The sequence below is a fragment of the Streptomyces niger genome (assembly GCF_000718305.1).
In the GTDB taxonomy this organism is placed as follows: domain Bacteria; phylum Actinomycetota; class Actinomycetes; order Streptomycetales; family Streptomycetaceae; genus Streptomyces; species Streptomyces niger.
Genome location: NZ_JOFQ01000023.1, coordinates 99,254 through 122,911, shown reverse-complemented (window position 1 = coordinate 122,911; position 23,658 = coordinate 99,254). Strand labels below are relative to the sequence as shown.

19 protein-coding genes and 3 pseudogenes are annotated in these 23,658 nt (G+C 67.1%); 10 read left to right on the top strand and 12 right to left on the bottom strand.

Features of this window, described 5'->3' with window-relative positions; genetic code table 11:
* Nucleotides 1-206: 206 nt before the first annotated feature.
* The 3 genes and pseudogenes from IF20_RS31545 to IF20_RS40225 form a co-directional block, all read right to left on the bottom strand.
* A pseudogene (locus tag IF20_RS31545) lies at nucleotides 207-1,084 on the bottom strand (NAD(P)-dependent oxidoreductase).
* A gap of 171 nt (nucleotides 1,085-1,255) precedes the next feature.
* Nucleotides 1,256-2,461, bottom strand: coding sequence for a Cmx/CmrA family chloramphenicol efflux MFS transporter (locus tag IF20_RS31540; RefSeq protein ID WP_052868798.1), 1,206 nt, complete (start codon nucleotides 2,459-2,461; stop codon nucleotides 1,256-1,258).
* A gap of 117 nt (nucleotides 2,462-2,578) precedes the next feature.
* Nucleotides 2,579-3,577, bottom strand: coding sequence for a TetR/AcrR family transcriptional regulator (locus IF20_RS40225; RefSeq protein ID WP_234426895.1), 999 nt, complete (start codon nucleotides 3,575-3,577; stop codon nucleotides 2,579-2,581).
* Nucleotides 3,578-4,129: 552 nt separating this feature from the next.
* Here IF20_RS40225 and IF20_RS31530 point away from each other — a divergent pair.
* Nucleotides 4,130-4,333: a cold-shock protein gene (locus IF20_RS31530; protein ID WP_052868797.1), complete on the top strand. Its 204-nt coding sequence runs from the start codon at nucleotides 4,130-4,132 to the stop codon at nucleotides 4,331-4,333.
* Nucleotides 4,334-4,432: 99 nt separating this feature from the next.
* On the opposite strand, the gene IF20_RS40610 is transcribed toward IF20_RS31530, so the two are convergent.
* Nucleotides 4,433-4,555, bottom strand: coding sequence for a hypothetical protein (locus IF20_RS40610; RefSeq protein WP_267881148.1), 123 nt, complete (start codon nucleotides 4,553-4,555; stop codon nucleotides 4,433-4,435).
* Nucleotides 4,556-4,639: 84 nt separating this feature from the next.
* Nucleotides 4,640-5,146, bottom strand: coding sequence for a hypothetical protein (locus IF20_RS31525; protein ID WP_052868826.1), 507 nt, complete (start codon nucleotides 5,144-5,146; stop codon nucleotides 4,640-4,642).
* A gap of 551 nt (nucleotides 5,147-5,697) precedes the next feature.
* On the opposite strand from IF20_RS31525, the gene IF20_RS31520 reads away from it, so the two are divergent.
* Entirely contained in the window at nucleotides 5,698-6,015 is a 318-nt protein-coding gene (locus IF20_RS31520) for an SH3 domain-containing protein (RefSeq protein WP_052868796.1), read from the top strand.
* A 151-nt stretch (nucleotides 6,016-6,166) separates the two neighbouring features.
* On the opposite strand, the gene IF20_RS31515 is transcribed toward IF20_RS31520, so the two are convergent.
* On the bottom strand, nucleotides 6,167-6,775 hold the full coding sequence (locus IF20_RS31515) for a phosphotransferase-like protein (RefSeq protein WP_110944716.1): 609 nt from the start codon (nucleotides 6,773-6,775) through the stop codon (nucleotides 6,167-6,169).
* A 351-nt stretch (nucleotides 6,776-7,126) separates the two neighbouring features.
* Here IF20_RS31515 and IF20_RS31510 point away from each other — a divergent pair, with 351 nt between their 5' ends.
* Nucleotides 7,127-8,380, top strand: a complete 1,254-nt coding sequence (locus IF20_RS31510; protein ID WP_052868795.1) for a competence protein CoiA family protein — start codon at nucleotides 7,127-7,129, stop codon at nucleotides 8,378-8,380.
* Between the two features lie 212 nt (nucleotides 8,381-8,592).
* Nucleotides 8,593-9,446: pseudogene (locus IF20_RS31505) on the top strand (IS5 family transposase).
* Nucleotides 9,447-9,482: 36 nt separating this feature from the next.
* Here the strand turns inward: IF20_RS31505 and IF20_RS31500 are convergent.
* Nucleotides 9,483-10,571 carry an alcohol dehydrogenase catalytic domain-containing protein gene (locus tag IF20_RS31500; RefSeq protein ID WP_199896839.1) on the bottom strand — a complete coding sequence of 363 codons (1,089 nt, stop codon included), beginning with the start codon at nucleotides 10,569-10,571 and terminating at the stop codon, nucleotides 9,483-9,485.
* Between the two features lie 101 nt (nucleotides 10,572-10,672).
* On the opposite strand from IF20_RS31500, the gene IF20_RS31495 reads away from it, so the two are divergent.
* Complete coding sequence (locus tag IF20_RS31495) at nucleotides 10,673-11,566, top strand: LysR family transcriptional regulator (protein WP_052868794.1); 894 nt, start codon at nucleotides 10,673-10,675, stop codon at nucleotides 11,564-11,566.
* Nucleotides 11,567-11,981: 415 nt separating this feature from the next.
* On the opposite strand, the gene IF20_RS31490 is transcribed toward IF20_RS31495, so the two are convergent.
* Nucleotides 11,982-12,557: a TetR/AcrR family transcriptional regulator gene (locus tag IF20_RS31490; RefSeq protein WP_052868793.1), complete on the bottom strand. Its 576-nt coding sequence runs from the start codon at nucleotides 12,555-12,557 to the stop codon at nucleotides 11,982-11,984.
* A 101-nt stretch (nucleotides 12,558-12,658) separates the two neighbouring features.
* On the opposite strand from IF20_RS31490, the gene IF20_RS31485 reads away from it, so the two are divergent.
* On the top strand, nucleotides 12,659-13,510 hold the full coding sequence (locus tag IF20_RS31485) for an SDR family oxidoreductase (protein WP_052868792.1): 852 nt from the start codon (nucleotides 12,659-12,661) through the stop codon (nucleotides 13,508-13,510).
* A gap of 95 nt (nucleotides 13,511-13,605) precedes the next feature.
* Here IF20_RS31485 and IF20_RS38470 read toward each other — a convergent pair.
* Nucleotides 13,606-14,363, bottom strand: a pseudogene (locus IF20_RS38470) (IS5 family transposase).
* 175 nt (nucleotides 14,364-14,538) lie between these two features.
* Entirely contained in the window at nucleotides 14,539-15,189 is a 651-nt protein-coding gene (locus IF20_RS31475) for a DUF7691 family protein (protein ID WP_052868822.1), read from the bottom strand.
* 646 nt (nucleotides 15,190-15,835) lie between these two features.
* On the opposite strand from IF20_RS31475, the gene IF20_RS31470 reads away from it, so the two are divergent.
* From IF20_RS31470 to rph, 4 genes are all read left to right on the top strand, one after another.
* Nucleotides 15,836-16,060, top strand: a complete 225-nt coding sequence (locus IF20_RS31470) for a hypothetical protein (protein WP_052868791.1) — start codon at nucleotides 15,836-15,838, stop codon at nucleotides 16,058-16,060.
* Nucleotides 16,057-16,962 (top strand): sigma-70 family RNA polymerase sigma factor, encoded by a 906-nt coding sequence (locus IF20_RS31465; protein WP_052868790.1) that lies wholly within the window; start codon nucleotides 16,057-16,059, stop codon nucleotides 16,960-16,962. The genes IF20_RS31470 and IF20_RS31465 overlap by 4 nt, the downstream gene beginning before the upstream one ends.
* Nucleotides 16,959-17,885: a hypothetical protein gene (locus tag IF20_RS39480; RefSeq protein ID WP_052868789.1), complete on the top strand. Its 927-nt coding sequence runs from the start codon at nucleotides 16,959-16,961 to the stop codon at nucleotides 17,883-17,885. The genes IF20_RS31465 and IF20_RS39480 overlap by 4 nt, the downstream gene beginning before the upstream one ends.
* Before the next feature lie 1,218 nt (nucleotides 17,886-19,103).
* Entirely contained in the window at nucleotides 19,104-21,743 is a 2,640-nt protein-coding gene (gene rph / locus IF20_RS31455) for a rifamycin-inactivating phosphotransferase (protein ID WP_052868821.1), read from the top strand.
* A 546-nt stretch (nucleotides 21,744-22,289) separates the two neighbouring features.
* On the opposite strand, the gene IF20_RS31450 is transcribed toward rph, so the two are convergent.
* Both IF20_RS31450 and IF20_RS31445 read right to left on the bottom strand, forming a co-directional pair.
* Nucleotides 22,290-22,718 (bottom strand): YunG family protein, encoded by a 429-nt coding sequence (locus tag IF20_RS31450; protein ID WP_052868788.1) that lies wholly within the window; start codon nucleotides 22,716-22,718, stop codon nucleotides 22,290-22,292.
* 181 nt (nucleotides 22,719-22,899) lie between these two features.
* Complete coding sequence (locus IF20_RS31445; RefSeq protein ID WP_052868787.1) at nucleotides 22,900-23,316, bottom strand: ester cyclase; 417 nt, start codon at nucleotides 23,314-23,316, stop codon at nucleotides 22,900-22,902.
* Nucleotides 23,317-23,658: the final 342 nt, after the last annotated feature.

The following is a 23,658-nucleotide window of genomic DNA, read 5'->3' as shown; positions in this document are numbered from 1 at the left end:
ACTTCGCTCCGTCGCACGGCGACGCTTCAGCCTGCCCCGTAGCCCGTAGCCCGTAGCCCGTAGCCCGTAGCCCGCGGCCCCGTGACCTGTGGCCCGTGGCTCGTTGAGCGACCGAGTCCGTTCACGGTCCCGTGCCGAAGGCTGGTGCCGGGCGGGCCACCCCCCCACAGTGGGTGGGGATGGCCACGGCTCGGTTCGCGGCGATTTCAGGTGCTGAAGCTGGCGGAGTATCCGGCGGCCATGTCCTTGGCGCCGTGTCCTTGGGCAGAGGCACGTGCGAATCGCTGGTGGCCGGCTTCGACGGTTTCCATGCGGATGCCGGTGCGCCGCGCGGCATCCAGGACCAGTCGTGCGTCTTTCGCAGCGTTGTCCACCGAAAAACTCGTGGTGTAGTCGCCCGAGAGGATGGCGGCGGATTTGCCCTGGAAGTAGCCGTTGTCCATCGGCCCGCCGGTGACGATGTCGACGAACTGCTGCGGGTCCACATCGAGCTGCTCGGCCAGAGCGAGGGCCTCGCCCACGCCATGGGTCAGTGCGATCACCCAGGTGTTGAGGACCAGCTTCAAGCGGCTGGCCTTGCCGGTGGTGCCGTCCTCACCGATCCACACGGTGCGCGAGCCGATGGCATCGAAGAGCGGCTGCAGAGTGGGGCGCACATCATCAGTGGGCCCGGCGGCCATGACTACGAGTTTGCCCAACTCGGCCGGTTGCCGGGTGCCCTGTACGGGGGCGTCGACGAAGACCAGTCCTGCCTTGGTGGCGTGCTCGGCCAACTCGTCAACAACCTCGCCTACGGTGCTGAGTTGCAGCCAAATGGTGCCCTCCGCAAGGCGTGGTGCGGCCGCTTCGATGGTCTGAAGCACACGGGCGCCGTCGTTGAGGACGGTCAGGACGACGTCCGCGCCCTGGACCGCCTCGGCCGGGGTGGCAGCGGCGTACACCCCGTCGGCGGCCAGCGCCTCGACCTTGTGCCGACTGCGGTTCCACGCCGCACGGTGAAGCCGCTTCTGCTCAGGTTACGGGCGACAGGTGCTCCGATGATGCCGGTGCCCAGCACCGCGATGATCGGCTGGGTGGTGGTCATTGATTCACTCCTTGCGGTTCGAGATATGCGGTTCGAGGTGTGCGGTGTGAGGGATGGGATTTCGAGGGTTGGGTTCGAGGGATGAGACCCGAGGGGTGAGACCCGAGGGGTGAGACCCGAGGGTTGGGTTCGAGGGATGGGAGGGGGCAGGCAGCCCGAAACCCCGCTGCCTCACCCGGTCTTGGCGAGTCGGGTAGGCACCAGACTCTCCGTACTGTGTTCTTCGACAGGCGTGGCACGACGGTGCAGTACACCGGAGACGGCAGCTGCCCCCAGTCCCGCCAAGGCCAGCAGAGCGCCGGCCCAGGCGGGCGCCGTGTAACCCAGGTGAGCACTGATGGCGCTGCCGCCAAGCCATGGACCAATCGTGTTGCCGACGTTGAAAGCCGAGGTGTTGGTGGTGGTGGCCAGGGTCGGAGCGCGCCCGGCCTCCCGCATGACCTGTGCTTGGAGGGCCGGATTGATGGAGAAGGCGGCCACGCCGAACGCTGCGATGACCGCCACCGTCGCGATGCGGTGGTGCGCGGTGACGGCCAGCAGCGCCAGGGTAAGGGCCATGGCACCGATACCGACGTACAGGTTGGGCAGCAGGTGGCGGTCCGCGAACTTGCCGCCCACGACGCTGCCCGCGAAGCATCCCACGCCGAAGAGGACGAGCAGCAGCGGAACTGCGTCTTCAGGGAAACCACTGACGTCGGTGAGGAGAGGTGAGAGGTAGCTGAAGCAGCAGAAGATGGCTGCTTGCGTCAGCATGGAGGTCGCCAGCGCCACCCACACTCGCGGATTGCGGAACGCGGCGAGCTCCGCACCCACTCCGACATGTGGTTCATTGGGGCGGCGCGGCACGAGGAGGGACACTCCTATCAGCGCCATGGTGGCCAGTGCATCCACCACCCAGAAGCTGGCCCGCCACCCCGCGTGCTGACTCAAGAACGTGCCTGCCGGCACCCCGAGTACGTTGGCCACCGTCAGGCCGGCGAACATGATCGCCAATGCTCGGGCTCGCTGCTGAGGTCCTGCCAGGTCGACGGCCACCACGGAGCCGATGCCGAAAAAGGCACCCTGCGCCAGCGCGGCAATCACCCGCCCGGCCATCAGCATGCCGTAACCAGAGGCCACCGCCCCCATGGTCTGTCCCACCACGAAAAGCAACAGCAGCCCGGTCAGTGCTGTCTTGCGGTGGATCCGTAACGCGGCGACCGTCAGTACGGGGCCTCCGACCACCACGCCCAGCGCGTAGCCGGAGATCAGCAGCCCCACCGAGGGGACCGATACGGACAGGTCCTGGGCCAGGTCCGGCAGTAACCCGGAAATCATGAACTCGGTTGTCCCGATGCAGAACACGGTCAGGCCGAGGACGTACACGGCGACAGGCATCACCACTCCTTGCCTCATAATTTAACAATCGTTCCAGAATTGGTTCGAAGAAAACGGCCGACGCCGTGGTCGGCCGTTGTGCCGCAGCAGTGCCGCAGTAGTGCCGCAGCAGTGCCCCTACAGGGTCTGCAGGACCCTGTCGACGATCCCGGTGAGCGATGTGCGATCGGCGGTCTTGCCCAGAACCCGCAGTCCGTACATGGAGTTGAGCACGTACTGCGCCAGACCCCGGGCGTCCTGCCCCTTGTCGATCTCGCCGTCGCGCTGTCCACGCTGGATGGCCGCGCACAACGCGTCTTCCATGCGTGTGAAGATGCGTCGGACGAGTGTGGTCACTTCCTGGTCCTGGCCGGCCAGCTCCAAAGCGGAGTTCACTGCCAGGCACCCCCGGTGCTCGGGTGTGTCGGTCGATTCCTCGTCGACGACAGTCATCAAGACCGTGCGGAGTCGCTCCCGGACGGGGCCGTCGCCCTCCAGTACGTCCACTTGGCGAGCCGTCCATACCGCCTCGTACTGGCGCAGTGCAGCCTCGAACAGGACGTGTTTGCTGCGGAAGGTGTTGTACAAGCTGCCCCTGCCGAGCCCGGTGCTGTCGACCAGGTCTTGGGCTGAGGTGGCGGCGTACCCCTTGTTCCAGAAGGTGGTCATGGCCGCTTCGAGCGCGTGCTGGGGGTCGAACCCCTTGGGGCGAGGCATGATCGGAAGCGTAGCAGTTATGGAACGAGCGTTAAAGTATGGTGGATGCGAGTGGGCGGGCGGTCCGTGAACTGGCCCGGTGTTGTCGTCCTTACGATGGGGGAGGGCTTGGTACTCATCGAGGCCGTGACCGGTGATCTTGCGCCAAGCCCGGTCGGGGCTGCCGAGCCAGGCCCTGAGGGCGCGCTCGGTTCGGGCGCCGAAGGTGAGCCGGAGGTCCGGGCCCCGCTTGCGCTCCTCGAGCAGGGCGGCGTGCAATTGGCGCGGGGTGGGGCCGCCGCGAGCCTCGTTTTCGGGTTCGTTGGCGTCAGGGCGATTGGGCTCCACGGTCTCCAGGGCGATGCGAACGTAACGGACCGTCGGATCATCGGACTTCTCGATGCGGTGTGCCCATCGAGAGATGTCGAGGGTGCTGGCCATGGCGCCGGCCCACTCCTGCAGCACGCGCTCCTCCGGTGCGAGCCGTGGAAGGCCATGGAGGGTCGTGGAAGGCCGTGGAGGGCCGGAGAGGTCTGGCTCAGTGGCGACGCCGACATCTGTGGCGGTCCTCAGCCCTGTGGCGGGAGGCGGCCCGGTCCTCGCCGGTCTTCAGTGGACAGTGGACGCAGCTGTTCGGTCAGGTTCACCCATATGGCGCCGAGTAGCCAAGCGGTATGCGAACCGGCATCCGGCCGGTGTTTCCCGAGCGCACGATGCGCAGTCCGGTCGCGGCCCAGGTTGCGGACCGGGTTGCGGACCGGGTGAGTGGTCCCGGTGCCGGGCATACGCGAGCCGATGATGGCCGCTTCTGATGGCTGAAGATCGTCGCTCTCTGGTGGTGGGCGGTTCCGGCATGTAGCGTCAGTGGCAGCTGTCGTGGTTCGCAGTCCCTGCCCGCGCCCTGGCGCGGGCGCCTTGCTGTGCAGTGCCGGACCAGGGCGATCACCTCCGGGCCGCGCGGTGCGGACCCGACAACGATTGAGAGGCACGAGCATGGCCAGCGGAACCGTTAAGTGGTTCAACTCCGAAAAGGGCTTCGGCTTCATCGCGCAGGACGGCGGCGGACCGGACGTCTTCGCGCACTACTCCAACATCAACGCCACTGGCTTCCGTGAGCTGCAGGAAGGCCAGGCCGTGACCTTCGACGTCACCCAGGGCCAGAAGGGCCCCCAGGCGGAGAACATCACCCTCGCCTGACGTCGCTCGACCCCTCCTGACAGCGGCCGGTCTACGTGGCTCCCTGGAGTCGCGTGGACCGGTCCGCTGGTCATCCACGCGCGGTCACGGGCTTCGTTTTCACTGCGTATCGGCTGGGGCCGCCGAGCTGGGCATCCGGGCCGGCAACGCCACGGCGCCGCCCTGCGCGGTGTGCGCGGAGGCGGCGCCGATGCGGAGCTGCAGCCAGCCCAGCTGAGCCACTTGGAGTACACCCAGCCCGTTTTCTTGCTGCCGTGGCTGTCTTTGGAAACATGGCGTCCGGCATGAACGGGACTGAGCGTTCGCTCATCGCTTGGACTGGGGCGCTTGGAGTGGGGCGCTGTTGTCGGTGGGGAGGTCTCGGAACAGTTCGCGGGCCCGCTCGCAGAACTGCTCGACTTCCGTGATGTCCGGCTCGTCGCCGTCCGCCAGCATCCGGGCCTGGAGCTGTTCGGAGCGTAGACCGCCGTACTGGGCCCGTACCTCCGCGGTCACCGGTTGGACCACGATGTGCAGGTGCTTGCGCGAGTCGCGGCCGTGCGACCACGTGCAGACGTAAGTTTGCTCAGGATGGCACAGCGTCTCCACAACCTGAGCGGTATCGCGTAGCAAGGGGCCGAGCTCCGCCGCTGCCGCGTCGTCGAGTTCCGCGACGGACACGATGTGCTCCCGCGGACCGACGATCAAGGTGCCGACATTCATCGGGCCGACAACGTGGTTCACCACCCAGGCAGTGGTTTCGTGCAGGACGCCCCCGGGCAACTCCCGGCGCCCGGTGAGGAGGTCGCACCCAAGACACCCCGAGACATCCATGCGCGCCAGCCTATAAGAGCCGGCAGGGACGAAGTAGGCCGCCATATGAGGCCCCCGCCCCGCCTCGTAGAACGCGCTGGCCGAGGTCGGGGGTCGGTGAGACGGGGAAGGCTGCGGCCGCTCTCCTGCCTCAGCAGATCAGAGGTCCGCGTGGGCCTGACGCGCCTCTGCCTTTCCGCCGGGCGCGTGGAGGCTGCCGTGCCTGATCGGGGCCCGGACGGATGACTGCCTCGCGCATGTGGCTCGCGTGTAATTCGCGTGGACGACTGGCCGTTCCGGTCCTGTGCGCCACCCACGCCGGGTGGTCGGCGGCACCCTCATGCACGCTCGCCCCTCCCCGCCTCACACACCCCTCGCTCACGCCGCTTCGACGGTGCCAACACTGGGGCAGTCGAGGCGCATGCGAACGGTCGGGTTAAGCTCAGCTGCTCAACTGACCAGCAAGGACAGCGCGACGCGCGGTACGGGACGACATCCCGTACGGAACATCCACCGCGCCGCGCTTCGTAGTAAGGGGGAATGTCTTGCGACAGTCTCTGTTCGGACGAGGAATGACCACTCTCGCCGCGACCGTCATTCTGGCCGGCGGCGCCGTCGCCACGGCCCCGGCAGCCACCGCCGTCGGCAGCTCGAAGTGCAACTGGGACTACTCCAACGTCCAATTCGACGTCCTGAAGAAGGCAGCCCTGCGCACCGGGCCCGGCACCAAGTACTCCGCGAAGGGCACCTTGTCCAAGGGGACGAAGTTCTACTACCTCTGCGAGTACACCAAGGGGCACACGTCCTGGATCTACGGCAAGGTGCAGTCCGGGACCCACAAGAACGCGAAGGGCTGGGCCTACGGCAAGAAGATCGGCCTGCTGAAGTAACAGCGGCGTGGACCACCCTGAGGGGCCGGTGACCAGGTCGGTCGCCGGCCCCTCAGGCGCTCGAAGTATCGGTTTCGGTGATGGCGCCGTTGCGTACTACGTTACGTACTCCATTACGCACTCCATCACGTACTCTTGCGTACTGAGCCTCTCACCGCAGGGCTCGACGGAGTGTCTCGAAGGCGGTGGGGCGCCGTAGGTCCGGAAGCGCCTCGCGGATGCGGAGAGCGCACTCGCGCGGGCTGCTGAGACTCGTGTCCACCTCGATATCGTGCACCCCGTGGGAGTGCACCTGGTCGTACTGCGCGGCAGCCAGGCCGCGTTCGCGGTCTCCTCGCTCGATCTCGCGGCGTTCCAGTTCAGGTAGTGGGCAACGCACTCCGACGAGGGTCGTGTCCGCAGGAACCAGCAGGTCAAGTAGGTCAAGCAACCGCCAGCGACGACTGAGCGGGTAGTCCACGACCAGATTGTTCCCAGCAGCGGCCATACCGGCGACGGCACGGTGAAACCCCTTGGCAGTACGGTCGATCTCGGCCTGGAGATCTTCGTCTACGATCTCGCACTTGGAGCGCATCGCGTGGAAGGCATCCACTGGCATGTGGAACCAGGAGCCGTTCAAAAGGCCAAGAAGTTCTTGCGCGATACTGCTCTTGCCGGAGCTGGATGTGCCGTTGAGAAGGATTATTTTTCCGTTGGTTCCGGTGTCGGGGATGTGCGCGTGAGTCTGGTCCGCGGTGCCGGAGCTCGCCTCGATTGCCATGGCGTGATTCCCTTCATCTCACCGCCGACACGGTCAGGTTGAGAGTCGCTTTCATGATCACGGTGTGGTGCGGTCCACCGCAAGCGGCACCGCGAGCTAGTCCTCGCCCTACGCCCTTCGCCCTATGCCCTTTGCCCTTCGCTCTTCGCCGCAGTCTTGCGGTCTGTCCGCCCGTGTGGGTTGGCGAACGGTGCGCCAGCCTGTCATAGATGATCTTGATGTGCATCCGAGGCCAGTGTGTCGGGCACAGGCGTCGAGCACAGGCATCGAGCGTCGAGCGTCGGGCGTTAGGTGTTAGGCGGTAGGCGTCAGGCATCATGACCTGGGAATTCATCAGCGGGGAGGGGCCGGGTGCAGTTCACTGCCGATCATGCCGAGTGGGGCAGAGTGGATATCACCTTGGACGATCTGGGCTGCGGCCGGTCGTGGGAGGAGATCCACCGGGTGCGCGGCCTGGAGCTGGTGTGCCCGGAGTGCGGCGGACAGGTCTTCGCTCGGGTCTCCAAGTTGGGTACGCGACATCTGTACCACCGCACGCGACCTCCGACGTGCTCATTGGCGAACGAGTCCCTGGAGCACCACTTGCTCAAGCTTGAGCTGGTGACACGTGCGCGCGCCGCGGGCTACCGGGCGGAGCTGGAAGTCGCTGCGCCCACGGGGGAGTGGCGGGCGGACGTGATGGTGTTCGGCCCTGATGGTGATCGGCTGATGGCCCTGGAAGCGCAGTTGTCCTCCATCACGGCGGAGGAGATCGCAGCGCGGACCGATCTGTACGAGCGGGACGAGGTGTCGGTGTGTTGGTTCGGCATCAAGCCTCGCCCATGGGTGGGCACCGTACCGACGCTCCTGGTCCAGCCACCGGAGGATCCGAAAGAACCGTGGTCGGTGAGTGCCGGACTGGCCCGTTTAGCTGAGAACAGCATGCACTGGGTACCGGTCGGCGCAACGCTGACCGATGCGGTGTCATGGATGCTGACGGGCCGGATAACGCCGTACACCCCCGTTCGTGGCAGTCGGCGAGTGGTCGACCAGGACGGTTGCTACGAGTGGGCGGAAGGCTGGACCAGGTACTGGGACGACTCCTGGCGCATGTGGTGGACGGCCCCTTCGTATGTGGCAGCGGACGCCGAGCGTGCTCGGAAGGAGGCGGAGGACAGGCTCCGACGACAAGAGGAGGGGCGGCAACGGGAGCTGAAGAAACGGGAGAAGGCCAGGAAGAAGGAGGCCAAGTCCCGTGCGTACGCCGAGTTCTGGAACCGTACGGGCTTGGATCGCCAGCAGTGGCGATACTTCCGGGCCCTGGCCGAGTTGTTCTTCAGCCGGGGCCTGGTGTTCGGCGCTCCGGATGACCGCTTCGGGGGCGGCAGGCCGGTGTATGAGCGCACCGGCCCCGAAGGTGAACACTGGACGCTGGTCGGTGTGGCCTGCCCTGATCCGTACCGGCTGAGAGCCTGGGCGGAGGAGATCTCCCTGCTCGTGCCCCGTGACGAAGACCTGGCTGACCTTGCCGAGCGGGCATGGGAGCCCTTCCAGGTCTATGTCTTCGATCCGGATACGGGCGTCATGTACCACGAGCGCGTACTGCCGACTCCCGTTGTCCCCTGACGCCTGACGCCTAACGCCTAACGCCTGACGCCTGCCTGACGCCTACCGTCAACCGAACGCCTGAAGCCGGCCTGACGCCTCACGCCTGATGCGTCACCCTTGGTGTCTAAGAGGGCGGTTCGTGACTCTTTAAGTGGTTCTGTGGTCGCCGGATGGTGTGGGTGTGGATGGAATCCACTGGTCCGCCGCCTGCGGTCTGTTGTGGTGGCGGGGTGAGTGAACGCAAGCCGTATCCAAGTGACTTATCGGACGAGCAGTGGTCGTGGATTGAGCCGGTGATCACCGCGTGGAAGGACCGGCACCGGTCGGTCAGTGGCCATCAGGGCGCCTACGAGTTGCGGGAGATCGTTAACGTGATCCTCTATCAGGGGCGGACCGGCTGCCAGTGGGCCTATCTGCCGCACGATCTCCCCCAGAAGAGTGCGACGTACTACTACTTCGCCACCTGGCGGGACGACGGAACCGACCAGGTCATCCATGAACTCCTGCGCCGCCAGGTCCGCGAGCGGGCCCGCCGATCAGAGGACCCGACGCTGGTGGTGCTGGACACGCAGAGTGTCCATGCGGCCGCCGGGGTCCCCGCCGCCACGACCGGCCGGGATCCCGTCAAGCGGGTGCCGGGCCGCAAGCGCGGACTGGCCGTGGACGTCCTCGGCCTGGTCATCGCGGTCGTCGTCCTCGCCGCGAACACGCACGGCAACACCGTGGGCATCATCCCGCTTGACCAGATCGCCGAGCACGCCGGCGACACCGTTCGCAAGGCGCTGGTTGACAGGGCTTCAAGAACCAGGTGGTCCTGCACGGCGCCAACCTGGGCATCGACGTCGAGACCGTCGAACGCAACCCTCAGGACAAGGGGTTCGTGCCGCAGCCGAAGCGGTGGAGGGTCGAGCAGACCTACGGGACCTTGATACTGCACCGGCGTCTGGTCCGTGACTATGAGCACCGCCCATCGTCGTCCGCCTCTCGCGTCTATTGGTCGATGTCCCACGTCATGTTGAAACGCCTGGTCAAACTCGGCATCCTCACCGAGGTCGAAACTGGCAGCTTCGCCAGGAAGCAGTAACCGGCCGAGCCCTGTGGTGGGGATCAGCGGGCTTTGTCAGTCAGCTGATGGGGTGAGGCTGGTGCGGTCGAACGGGCCACCGTGCGCGGCGGCGTACGTGATGGCGTCGTTGACGGCATCGAGGCCGAACGGCCGGACTCGTTCGGGGGCGAGATCCAAAGCGCCCGAGGTGAGAAGCCGGATGATGCCGACATTGGCTGTGCGCGGGTACATCCACTGCCCGCGCACGGTGATCGAGTTGCGCATGATCCATGGGTACGGGAGTGCGAGGTCGTCGCCCCCGAGCATGCCGACGCCGCCCATGAGGACGACCCGGCCGTACTCGCGCACGGTCATGGCCGCCGCACGCGAGGCCGAGCTGGGTGCGCTCGGCGGGAGCAGATCGATCACCATGTCGATCGGGCCGTCGGCCGCCGCGGACATCGCCGCGCGGTCGGTGGCCTCGTCCCCGGTCAGCGGGACCGGGCGCAGACGCGGTCCGAACCGGTCGGCGAGGAGGTCGAGCGCGGCCTTGTTGCGGCCGGGGGCGACCACGCGGCCCGCGCCCATCGCGAGCGCGACCGCGACCGCGCTGCTGCCGAGGTTGCCGGTGGCCCCGCTGACGAGCAGGGTCTCGCCGGCCGCGAGCCCGCCTGCCAGCAGCCCGCCGTAGGAGATGGTGTGCACGGTGAGCGCGGCCCAGCGGGCCGGATCCTCCCCGGCCGCGGCGGGCAGCGGAAAGACGTTCTCCGTCGGGACCCGCATGAGCTCGGCGAACGCGCCATCGTGCAGGTACTCGGCGAGCCGCGCGCCGCCCTCGCCGCGCGAACTCCAACCCTGGAGCGTGATGTCGGGCGTCAGGGCGTCGTCCCGCGAGCGCACCGTCGAGTCGCACCACACCAGGTCGCCGACGCGCAGCCGGGTGGCATCCGGGCCGACGTGGAGGATCCGTCCCACTCCACCGACACCGGGCACGACAGGAGGGACAAGGGGGTACTTCCGCTTGCCGCTGAAGACTTCGGCCGCGTAGGGCGCCACGCTGGCGGCGAGGACCTCGACCACCACCTCACCGCCCCCGGCCTCGGGGTCGGGCACCTCCCGCACCGTGAGTGGGGCGCCGAACTGCGTCAGAACTGCTGCTCGCACGTGATGACCTCCGTGTTCGTCCGTGCTCGTGGGATCGACACTAGGAGCGGGAGGGGCATGCGGGAAGCGATGATCTGGCATCTGTGGTATGCGTATGACGCATGGACATCTCCAGCGCAGGGCTGCGGGTCCTGCGGCAGATCGCCGAGTCCGGCAGCTTCACCGCGGCAGCTGCCCGCCTCGGCTACACGCAGTCGGCCGTCTCACGCCAGGCCGCCGCTCTCGAACACAGCACCGGCGCCACCCTGTTCGAACGCCGCCCGGACGGGGTGCGGCTCACTCCCGCCGGCTTGACCCTGCTGCGGCACGCCCACACGGTCCTCGCCTCGCTCGCAGCGGCCGAGCGTGAGCTCACCGGCACCGTCCCGCGGACCGAACTGGTACGGCTCGGGGTAGTCCTGAGCGCGGGCTCGGCGATCCTGCCCGCCGCACTCGCACACCTCGCGGAGGCCGACCCGCAGATCACGGTCACCACCCGCGAGGGCACCACGCCCACCCTGATCCGGGCGCTGCGCGCGGGCTCGCTCGACCTCGCCGTGCTGACATCCCGACCACCTCACCGTCCCTTCGACAGCGAGTTGCCGCGCCTGCACCTCGAGGCCGTCGCGGACACCGAACTGGCCGTGGCGGTGCCATCGACCGGAGAGTTCGCCGGACGCACCACGGCGCACGTCGACGAACTGGTCGACGCCGCATGGATCGCCACCCCGTCGTCGAACTCCGAGCCGCTGCTCGGCGTCTGGCCCGGCCTGCCCGGACGGCCGCGCGTCGTCCACTCCGCGCGCGACTGGCTGACGAAGCTCCAACTGGTCGCCGGCGGCTTCGGCGTGACCACGGTGCCGTCCCGGCTCTCACCGGTGCTGCCGCCCGGGGTGAGCCTGCTGCGCGTCGAGGGCGCACCCCCCGAGATCCGCCGGGTGCTCGTGGCACGCCTCTCCGGCCACCCCACCCCGGCGATCACCGCCGTCACCCAAGCGATCACCTCGACCGCCTGAACCGCCACCAAGGCCGCACACAATCGCGTGTACCTCTTTCCCCCTCACGAGTGGGGGCACCGCGGTCACCGTCGGCCTGTTCTTCGCGGTACTGGCGATCGGCTTCGCCGTTGAACAAGGCCCTGCACGTACTTCTCACGCCCCGCGGCCGCGAATATCGGCCGCCGGCAGCCGGCCTTCCGCGGAGGCAAGCGGGCTCATTTCCGGTGGACACACCCAACGTGGCACTCGTCGGGGTTTCGTCTCCGATCTCCGCCAAACCCCTCTCAAATCACCCTCTAAGAGGTCCTAACGGAATGCGCTCGGAAATCGGTGGCGGCATGTGTCCAGAACTTCGTTGTGAGTGCCGACAGAGCCACTCGATGAACTGACCGTGGCTGCGCTCCCGTTGGCGTGCCGGTCCGGGAGCTCGGGTTCAGCTCGCGGACGAGTCCTTGGTCAGCGCGTCCATGAAGAGGTCGACGAGCGGACGGGCTTGCTCTTCGGTGCCGTGCTGCACGGAATAGGCGATGCCGCCCATGAGGAGTAGGACATTGTCCGGAGTGACGTCCGTTCGCAGGCTTCCGTCTCGGGCGCCGGCCGCGAGGAGGGTGGCGACAGCGTCGGTAAGGAGTACGCGGCTGTCGGAGTATGGATCGATACCGGAGGCGATGACCGCGTTGAGGGCTTCGGACATTCCGCTCTTTGCCGTGGCGTAGTGGATGAAGTGTTCCATCCACATCCGGGTGGCCTCGGCGGCCGGATGCTGGGCGAGAAGGTCGTTCACCTTCTCGCACACCTGGGTGAGTTGGCGCCGGTAGGCGGCGTCGATGAGGACTTCCCGAGTCGGGAAGTGCCGGTAGAGCGTGCCGACGCCGACGCCCGCCTGCTTGGCGATGGCGGCAGGCGCGGTGTCCAGTCCCTGCTCGGCGAAGGCCTGTGCGGCGACCTCGAGCAAGCGCTCCCGGTTCTGCAGCGCGTCACTCCTGGTGCGGCGGGGCGTGGCGGGCATGCGGGTTCCTTCGGTGTCGGTCTCCAGTTGCTTTCCGGAACCTGTTCCGCTTAACTTTAAACGGAATAAGTTCCGGTATTACTCTACTTCAGGAGACCCCCATGTCCGGTCCCTCCGACAAGGCCTCGCGTCACTGGTTCGTCACCGGAGCTTCTGGTGGGCTGGGCCGCCATCTCACCGAGCACGCCCTCCGGAACGGCGACCGCGTTACGGCGACGGTCCGCCGCCCGGCAGCTCTGGAAGACCTGCGCGAGACGTACGGCGACCGGCTGACGGTCGAGACCCTCGACCTCACACGGCCGGCCGATGTGGACAAGGTGGTCGGCAGGACTCTCCGGTCCGTGCCGGTGGACATTGTGGTCAACAATGCCGGATACGCGGTGGTGGGCGCCGCCGAGGAAATGACCGTCGAGCAGATTCGCGACCAGATCGAGGTCCTCCTGCTCGCGCCGATGGTGATCACTCGCGCCTTCCTGCAGCCGATGCGTGAGCAGGGCGGTGGCCGGATCATCCAGATCTCCAGCGTGGGCGGCCAGGTCGGTATCCCCACTCACAGCTCCTATCACGCGGGCAAGTGGGGGCTGGAGGGCTTCACCGAGAGCGTCAGCCGCGAGGTCTCCGACTTCAACATTCACCTCACTCTGGTCGAGCCCGGCGCCACCCGCACCGGCTTCGCTTCGGCCCTGCAATACACCACCGAATCGACCGTCTACCGCGACAATGCCGTCGGCCAGACCCGGCACTACCTGGAAACCGCAGACGAGAGCGTCTTCACCGGCGACCCGGCCAAGCTCGCCGCCGCCATCTACGACACCACTCGCCACCTGCGCCCGCCATTGCGCCTGGCTCTCGGCTCCGACACCTACAGCGCAATCCATGCGGCACTCACCGAACGTCTCACCGCGCTCGAGACTCAGAAGGATCTCGCTGCATCTGTCGCCTTCACCCACTGATCCGCCCGACCGGCACGACCCGTCAGAGAATTTCGCCGCCATTACCGCTTTACGCATCTCCGCAACGGCGACGTCCGGAAGTCCGGCACGTCGTCTCACTCAGCACTCCCACGCGATCGCATCAGGCGTCGCCAGCAGATGAGCGCGCATCCGAGAGCGAGGAAAGCTTCGTGGATGTCGTCGCGTATCTCCCAGCGGATTCGCAAGCGTCGGAACCAATGCAAATGGGCGAACGCGCGCTGGACGGCCCAGCGTTGGATGCCCAGTCCGGAGCCGTGCTCGGTGCCACGGCGGGCGATCAGCGGCTTCACCCCGAGGACCCAGACCAGTCGGCGGTATTTGTCGTGGTCGTAGCCGCGGTCGGCCAGCACCACGTCGGGGCGGCGTCGGGGCCGGCCACGCTTGCCGCGAACGGGCGGCACGGCTTGGAGGAGCGGGATCAACTGGGTGACATCGTTGCGGTTGCCCCTAGTCAGGGTGGCGGCGAGCGGGATGGCGGTGGTGTCGGTGATCAGGTGGTGTTTGCTGACCGTCCTCCCGCGGTCCGCCGGGCTCCGTCCAGTCTTGGCACCTCCCTTCAACGCCCGGATACGGGAGCCGTCGACGGCTGCATGGGAGAAGTCGACGGCTGCATGGGAGAAATTGAGGGTGTTCGCCGAAGCCGAGTTCCTGCGGCAGATGTTCCCAGGCGATCCCCGTGCACAGCACAAACAGGACGTCCTGGAAGACCAACCGGTCAGGATGCCGTTTGCGTCCCGGATGCCGCGTCCGACGCACGCTTCACCTTGGGCAGCAACGGCTCGATCACCGCCCACAGCTCGTCCTGGACTTCCCACGGCTTCGGCCGCGCCACCGCACACCCCCCAGGTCGTCAGTCCCGGAGTGATCCAACCAGCTCGAAGAATACTTCGTTAGGAGTTCTAAGAGCTCACGCCTGACGCTGCCGCGGTCTCAGCGGTTGCCCGCGGTGGCCGCCAGGTGAGTTTGCAGCTCCAGGCGAGCTGGCAACTCCAGGTGAGCTGGCAGCTTCAGGTGAGTTTGAAGAAGAGGGTGTCCTGCGTGTACCAGCTGATGTTCTTCGTGGCGTACTCCCACTCGGTGTGCTCGAATTCCAGTTTCTCGATGAGTTCCTGCACGTCGTACCGGAAGTCGGGGTTCAGCCGGTCCAGCACGGCGCGGTAGGCATCGGCGGCCGGCTTGGCCTTGGCGAGCGGCAGGTGTCCAATGGCCGGGTAGCCGTCGACGGAGGACGGGAGATACGGGAAGGCGTCGGGCAGCCCGCCGTAGAGGTAGCCGTACGGCAGCAAGTCGGTGGGCACGCCGAGACGTTGCATCTCCTCATCCACCAGGCCGAAGAACGTCGCGGGCTTGGAGTAGGTGCCCAAGTGGTCGGAATCGGAGGCGTTGTGGTCGATGATGTGCTGCAACGCGGAGTGGTAAGCATTGCCCGCGCAGTGGGCATCGGAGTCGGTCCGCCCGGCCAGTAGATGTTCCAGCGCATCGGGGATGGACAGGCCCCAGTCGACCCTCTGATGGTCCAGGTCCTCCTGATGGGCCTGGGCGTCCATGCGCATCCCGTCGAGACGACGGTGCTGGTCGGCCGTGAGCTTGCCTTTGCTCCCCAGGAAGCCCAGGACGTCGGCCTGGTCGGCGGTGGAGTAAGCGATGTTGTGACTCATGATCGGCATAGTGCCATCGAGCACTGACAACGGACATCGACCGCCGATGGGGGAGAGGGAAGGGGGGCGGGTGGTGGTGGGTGGCGATGGGTGGTGGGGCACGGTGGGTGCGGCGGGCGCGGCGGTGTTCGGGGCGTTGTCAGTGCTGTGGACTACGGTCCTGCTGTCTGCTGCCCGGCGAGAACGTAGCGCTCTCGCCGTTCTGCGGGACCGTAGCGCTCTCGCCGTCCTGCGGACCGTTCCGCTCTCGCCTGGCCGTTAGGACCGGCCAGGCGAGAGCGGTGCTGCACGTCCCCAACAATCTTCGGCACGGGGGCGGGCAAGGCTGACACCCAAGGGCGCCTCATCCCATTGGCGGGGGTGGGACGCACAAATGCAAGAAGAACCGGGAACTTCCGCCGAAGGGGGCGCCGACTTGCCCTGAATCGGTCATCGCGGGGCGTCCGAAGTGCGTTCCGTGACCGCCATTGTTCCGTGAATGCGCGTGAAGCCATGATCACGTGGCGTCATAACTCCCGTCTCATGCATGCTGTTTCACCTCTCGGGCGGCGGTTCGGCACCCGCCCGCCCGGGGGTTCTCGGCGGATGCCCAACGGACCGCCGTGGACAGGGCTGACATCGACAGCATCAACGACAAGGGAGTCGTATGAGCAACAGGCAGATAACGGTCATCACCGTGACCGCGATCGTGTCGGTATTCGCCTGGAGTGTGGCGATGGTGGCCGCCGGTCAGGTGACCGCCGCCATCGCGCTGGCACCGGCCCTCGGAGTGCCCGTGGCGCAGATCATCCGCGCCGCCCGCGCACGAGGCGTCTCGGCGCCGGGACGCCGCGTGTCGCCGGCCGCGGAGCAGGAGGACGACGCCCCGTGACGACGCCTCCCGAGCCGCCGGCGTCGCCCGCCGAACCGGCACCCTCTCGGCCCGGCCGCAAGCTCGGGCCGATCGCGGACACCGTGGGCAGCGCCCACCGCGTCTGGCTGGAGCCCATACGCGCCACCTACCTCAGCAGCGGGCTCACCCTGAGCGAGCTCAGCCACCGGATCCGCTTCGCCAAGTCCAAGCTCTCCGAACTGTTGCGTGGGGTCGGGCTGTACCCGCGCTGGGAGATCGTCCTCAGCCTGTCCACCGAGCTGAAAATGCCCGGTTGGCCCCTCTACCAGCTCTGGCGGCAGGCAGCACTGGAAGCCCACAAGAGTCGCGAGTGGGTTGACGGCTGTAGCGAGAAACCCACCCTCACCCTCACCCCCACGGCCCCACCCTTGGACCACCGCGCCTTCCGCGAACTGGCTGAGGCGGACTACCGCCGCTACGCCCAGGTCTTCCTCGACGACGACCAGCGCGACACCGCCGTCTCCGACACCTTCGACATCCTCTGGCTGCGCTGGAACGACGCCCTCTCCAGCCCCGACATCCGGCGTTTCGCCTGGCAGGTGTTGCGCTCCACCGTCATGTCCAAGACACCCCACCTGGACGGTCGTCCCGAGCTGGCCAGGGCCGCCTTCGACACCGTTGCTCTGCACGACCAGACCACCGTGACCGGCCACATCACCCAGCTGACAGAAAGCCTCGAACTCTTCACGGCGATGAGCCGCCTGCCCGACCACCAGCTCGACGTCATGGTGCTACGCAAACTGTGCGGGTTCACTCCCGAGCAAGCCTCTGCCCTCCTCGGCATCCCACTGCCCGCAGTGGAGTCCGACGAGCGTTACGCAGGCATCTTCCTGGAGAGCGTCCTCTGCCCGCCGTCCGAGACCGAAGGGAACACTTCATGACTCGCATCGACGACATGCTCTCCCGGGCCCTGCTGGTGCGCGAGCGCCACATGCCCCGCGACACCGTCCCGCCCACCACCACATCGCCCCATACCGTACCCACCGACGCCCGGCCACTGCCGGACCGTGCGTCCAGCACGGCTGCCGATGACCTGCGGGCACTGTGCGAAACCCTCGTCATCCACACCCCCAGCACCGCGGTCACCGACTTCGTCACCGAGCAGGTCCCCGGCCCGCGCAGTGCGCTGGTACTGGCCTGCGTCCTGCAGCTGACCGGTACCGATGACGGCGCACGCTTTTGGTGGCAGTACGCCGCGGGTGCCGGAGAGACCGCCGCCGCCTACTGCCTCCACCTCCACCACCTGGCCCTGGGAGACGGTGACCTCGCCGGCTGGTGGTTCCGCCAGATCGGCGACACCCAGCTCCCGCCCGACGTTCTCCCACAGGAACATCACCCGAAGCTGGTCTCGGGCTCGGTTTCGGACCCGGGCCCGGCCTCGGATACGGACCCGGTCTCGGATCCGGCTTCGGACCCGGGCCCGGCTTCGGCTTCGGCCTCGGACCCGGTTACGGCCATCGACCCGGACAAGGGCCCTGGCCTTCCCTCCTCCTTCTCGCCACTGGCTTCCTTGATCACCAACGCCTCCACCACCACGATCCTGCAAGTTCTACGTCGGCTCGGTAAGGGCACGGTTCGCCCCCGCTCCTCGGCCGTCGCCGAACTCATGGCGTACATCCCCACGGCCGTCGCCGCCGGCTACCTGCGCTGGCCCGAAGTGGAGTTGCCCACCCCCGGCCCCGACTTCGCCAGCCGCATCAACGGCCTGCTCACCGAGGCCTCCCCACGCACCGAGGCCCGGAGCGTCCTCCCCACCCGGCAACCCTCTTCCGCCAGACACCCGCAGACGGCCCACTCACAGTGATCCACTGCCCCCGCTCCGCCCCGCACGGCACGCTGCCTCAGCGCACGCACTGCACGAACGCGTCTTCCGTCTACCCAGCCCCCTCCGGGTGGAGACCGAGGAGGGAGGGAGCTGCAACTGGTGAGCGAGGAAGGTTGTGGCCACGGGTGCGTCGAGGGCAGCGAAGATCAGAGCACGTCGGTGTCCCAACATCCGTAGCAAGGCGGCGGAGGCGTACGCGGGGCGGGGACTGCAGTTCGGCGATGCCGCGGGCAGGGTAAGGAGGGCGGCTGCCGGAGCGGGGGAGCAGTTCGCCCAAGCCGACTTCGGTCGACTTCGGCCGACCTCGGCTGACTTCGGTCAGCCGCCGTGAGTGGTGCGAGATGCCCTCTCCTCCTCGAAGGTGGCTTCCGGCCCCAGCGGAGGTGGGCACAGCCGGTGAGGGCGGAGCCCACGGCGCATTGGCCGGACGCTGGAACAACGGGCGCACTCGGGTCTCGATCAACTCCGGCTGGCAGTTTTCCGCCGCGCAGCGCAGAGCCTCTCGCACCGCCAGGCCGCCCAGATGGACGAAGAGCAGTTCGTGCGACTCCGTGAAGTGCCACGACGCGGCACGGACGATGGCACGATAAAGATAAAGGCAAGGAGAGCACTCTCCTTGCCACTCTCAACTTATAGCGCACCGGGGGGCTTGCGGCAAGGCCCAGGGGGTGCCGCAGAATCATCGGCCGAGGCTTCAACCTGGGGAAATGAGGGACACACCGTGCGTGTGTTGTTGTCGATGTATTCGTCGATGTGTTCGTCGGCGTGCTTGTCGACGTACTTGTCGATGAACGAGGGACGCGATGGCGTCCGACCAGTGGTCGCGTCGGCGGCGCGGTCGCGGGCGCTCGGGGCGGGGGCGCGGGTGTGTGCGCCGCTCGGGCGGCATGCCGAGCGGCCGGTCGATTCTTCAGAGGGAACGAGGTCGAAGACACGGACGTGGACGGCAGCAGGTTCGGGGGAGACGGTCGCATCGGTGGTTCGATCGGCAAGCGCAGTGCAGCAGCGGAGCAGGACGGCCTCGGAGGTGTCGCAGTGATCGATCAGTACGTGCTGGGCCTTGAGGAGATCGGCGAGTCTCAGGTCGGTATCGGCGAGATCGGCGAGTCTCAGGTTGGAAGCGGCGAGATCGGTGACTCTCGGGTCGGAAGCGGCGAGATCGGTGACGCTCGGGTCGGAAGCGGCGAGAACGGCGAGATTGGCGGGATCGGCGGGGTCGTCGGTGGTAAAGGCGCGCATCTGGGCGCACTGTCGCGGATCGACGGCGTCGACGTGCCGGCCGGCTTCTGCGTGACGACGGACGCCTTCCGGCAGACCCTGGCACAAGAGCCGTCGATCGACGTTCGCCTCGATCAGCTGTCGCGCCTGGACCCGGATGACCGGGAGGCGATCCGGACGCTCAGCGCGGAGATCCGAGAAACCATCGAGGGAATCACCATCCCGGGAGATATTGCGTCGGCGATCACCAGCACTCTCACCCGACTCGGCGACCAGGCCGCCTACGCCGTGCGATCCAGCGCGACGGCAGAGGACCTGCCGACGGCGTCCTTCGCCGGCCAGCAGGACACGTACCTGAACGTGGTGGGGCGGACGGCGATCCTGAGGCACGTCAGCCGGTGCTGGGCCTCACTGTTCACCGAGCGGGCGGTGATCTACCGCCAACAGAACGGCATCGATCACCGTTCGGTGCACATGGCCGTGGTCGTGCAGCAGATGGTGTTTCCGTATGCGTCCGGCATCCTGTTCACGGCCGACCCCGTCACGGGCAACCGGAACGTCGCCACCGTGGACGCCGGCTTCGGGCTCGGTGAGGCCCTGGTTTCCGGCCTGGTGAACCCGGATGTCTTCACAGTGCGACACGGCGAGGTCGTCGGCAAGACCATCGCCGCCAAACAGCGTGCCGTGCACGCCCTGCCGTCCGGCGGTACGCAGGAAGTGGCGGTCGACTCGCAGCGGCAGAAGCAGCCGACGCTGACGGACGCGCAGGTCGTACGGCTCGTGCAGCTCGGGCGGCGGATCGAAACACACTTCGGCCGCCCGCAGGACATCGAGTGGTGCCTGGTCGACGATGGTTTTCGCATCGTGCAGACCCGTCCGATCACGACGCTGTTTCCCATCCCGGAGGTCGACGACCGGGAGAATCACATCTACGTCTCCGTCGGCCATCAGCAGATGATGACCGACCCCATGAAACCCCTCGGGCTTTCCGTGTGGCAGCTGACGGCGATGGTGCCGATGCACGAGGCCGGCGGGAGGCTGTTCGTCGATGTCACCCGGCGCCTGGCCTCGCCCGCCAGCCGCGCTGGCCTCCTTGACCTCATGGGGAGAGGTGATCCGCTGGTCAGGGACGCGCTGGAAACCGTCCTCGACCGCGAAGATTTCGTCCTGTCGCTTCCGGATACGGGCCCCGGCGGGCCTCCCGGCGCTCCCAGGAGTGTCGGGTCTAGCAAGTCTGGCACCCCTGGCACCCCTGGCAAGGCTGGCAAGCCGACGGTCGGTGGCGCATCCGCCCCGATCGAGAACGATCCGGCCGTCGTCACCGAGCTGATCGAGCGCAGCCAGGCGTCCATCGCCGCACTGGAGCGCGACATCCGGACGAAGACCGGGCCGGCGTTGTTCGACTTCCTGCTGGAGGCCTTCGCCGAGCACAAGCGAGTCCTCAGCGATCCGCTGAGCTTCCAGGCGATCATGGCGGGGATGGAGGCCACGTGGTGGTTGAACGACCATCTGCAGGAGTGGCTGGGCGAGATCGAGAAGAACGCGGCTGACACGCTCACACTGTCCGCCCCCGGGAACATCACCTCGGAGATGGGACTGGCGCTGCTCGACGTCGCGGACGTGGTCCGCCCGCATGCGGAGGTGGTGGCGTTCCTGCAGGACGTCAAGGACGAGGACTTCCTGGAGGAACTGGCGAACATTGCCGGCGGGGCCGAAGCGCGTGACGCCATCGAGGCCTACCTCGACCGGTACGGCATGCGTTGCGTCGGCGAGATCGACATCACGAGGCCGCGGTGGCGCGAGCGTCCCACCACACTCGTACCCGTGATCCTCGACAACGTCAGGAACTTCGCACCGGGCGCTGCCCAGCGGCGCTTCGAGGAAGGCCGGCAGGAAGCGCTGAAGAAGGAACGGGACGTACTCTCACGCTTGCGGGCCCTGCCGGACGGGGACCAGAAGGCCGACGAGACCAAGCGGATGATCGACCGGGTCCGCACCTTCATCGGGTACCGGGAGTACCCGAAGTACGGCATCGTCAGCCGCTACTTCATCTACAAGCAGGCTCTGCTGGCGGAGGCCGAACGCCTCGTGCAGGCAGGAGTGCTTTCGGAGAAGGAGGACGTCTTCTACCTGACGTTCCAGGAGTTCCACGACGTCGTGCGCTCGCACCAGGTGGATGATCGACTCATCCAGCGGCGCAAGGACGCGTTCCGGTCGTACCAGGCACTCACGCCGCCCCGGGTGCTCACCTCGGATGGCGAGGCCGTCACCGGGGCGTATCGGCGTGATGACGTGCCGGCCGGTGCCCTGGTCGGCCTACCGGTGTCCGCCGGGACCATCGAGGGAAGGGCCCGCGTCATCCTTGACATGGCGGACGCCGATCTTCAGACGGGTGACATCCTGGTCACGTCGTACACGGATCCCAGTTGGTCGCCCCTGTTCGTCGGGATCGCGGGCCTGGTGACGGAGGTAGGTGGCCTGATGACCCATGGCGCAGTGATCGCCCGGGAGTACGGCCTGCCGGCCGTCGTGGGCGTGGAACAGGCCACCCGACTGATCCGCGACGGGCAGCGTATCCGCGTACACGGAACCAACGGGTACATCGAGATCCTGTCTTGATCGACCGCGTCGGGCGCACGCCGCCTCACAGTGCGGTGAGATCGAGTCACGAGTACCGTCTCGGCAGGATGGGCGGCAGCTTGGCACGAGAGAAGCGTCCGAACGACGCACAGCGGTAGGTGACGGTGGCGGCACAGTGTTCCGATACGGGCCCTGTGCCGCCTGCGCCCACTCCTCCGCCTCCGACTCCGCCTGCGCCTTCCACCTCCGCCTGCCACCTTCGCCCACTCCTCCGTAGGCCTCGGTGCGTATCGCGAACAGGGCGAGGTTGTTGGGAAGCATGTCACCAGGGAGGTTGGGGAGGTTGAACAGTGGCCACCAGTCGAGCACGCCGCCGAGGGACGCTTCATCGAGGCCGGGGCCGAGGCCGAGGTCGAGGACGATGGCAGAGGCGACGCTGAAGCGGCATGAGGCGGTCATGGAACCGGGCCACAGTCGACGTCGAGGACGGGCTCGAGTTCGCTCACAGTGTCGGCGAAAGCGTCGGGCGATGCCTTGACCATGGATGACTACGGATGTCGCCGCCCCCCTCCCGTCGGTTCCACTTCAAGACGGCTGACGAGACGCGGTCGCAGAGACCGCTGCCTGTTGCCGATTGAGCCTTTCCGCGACGCGGTTGCGGAGAAGCTCGTACTCCTCACGGAGCCGGCTCCACTCGGCCACAGGCGGGCGGGCGATCACCATGCCTTCCGTGACGATCTCCTCCGGCCCGAACTGTTCGCGGGTGAGGTCGATCTCCACGCCCATCCCCAGGCGGTTCCACCAGTGGTAGTCCACGCGCTCTCCGTTTACGTGGACTTCTCCCCGGATCAACTCCCCTCCCAGCAGGTCATTGAGCACCATGGCGGTCACCCCGCACTGGTCCCGGGCCGGATTGTCCGTGGTCCACCGCGATCGGAACTCCGGCGTGCACGTCTCGGCACTCCAACTGCTGCGGATGGCTCGTTCGATGTCGGTGAGAAGCAACGGTGTCATGCCGGTGATCCTGCCAGCAGGCACTGACAACGGCTGGACGCTGACAGACACCGCAACCGGTCACGGCCTGTTCGGCTGACGAACGTCCCCCGGCTCCTGGGGCCCGGGCCGACCACCTCCCTAACTCATCGACAAACGCCGCCGGATGACGGAGTCGATCCGCGTCGCCGGTCGCCGTCTCTCAGAAGGGAGGAATCCGCTCGGGAATGAGCCCGGCCTGACGAAGGAGTCCGTACAGGTCGGTCTCGCCCCAGAACTCGACGATGCGGCCTTCCCTCAGACGGTAGGACTTCACGCCCGTCATGGTCAGGTCGCGCCCGGTGCGGTCGTGGTGGTAGGTCAAGGTGAAGGCCACGGTGACGCGGTCTTCAGCGGCGAAGAGGACGTCCACCCGCACACGGCAGTTGGAGAGGCCCGGAGTCAGAACCGCAGCCTCCGGATAGCGTCGACCCTGTACGTTCCGGCCTGCTCCATGGACAAGCACATCTTCGGCGACGAGTTCTGCGAGCTCATCGACGTCCTGTGTCTCGAACACTCGAAGGTAGCGGCGGACCACTTCGGCATTGCGCTGGCTGATGGCGTCGGCTGAGTCGGACATGACGGGAGCGTATCCAGCGATTACCGCCGTGCCACCGGCCAGGCGCCAGTTATCCCGACCTACCGACGTCCCCGCACAGCTGATGTGATCCTCCGGCCCGACACACGGTGTTTCATCAGACGCCCGACCGTCCGGGTCCGTCCTCGCCCGTGTCTATCGATGCGGGCAGTACATGGGCCTTCGAGAACGACGATGAGGTGAGGGCCGCCCAGGAGGTCGTACGTGGTTCCGCCCTGCAGTCGCCTCTCGGAGCGCACGGCCGGTCACCACAGCGGCCACGAGGCCGGCATCGGCTACCGATGCGCGGTACCCGACAGTTCACACGACGACCGATCACGTGCG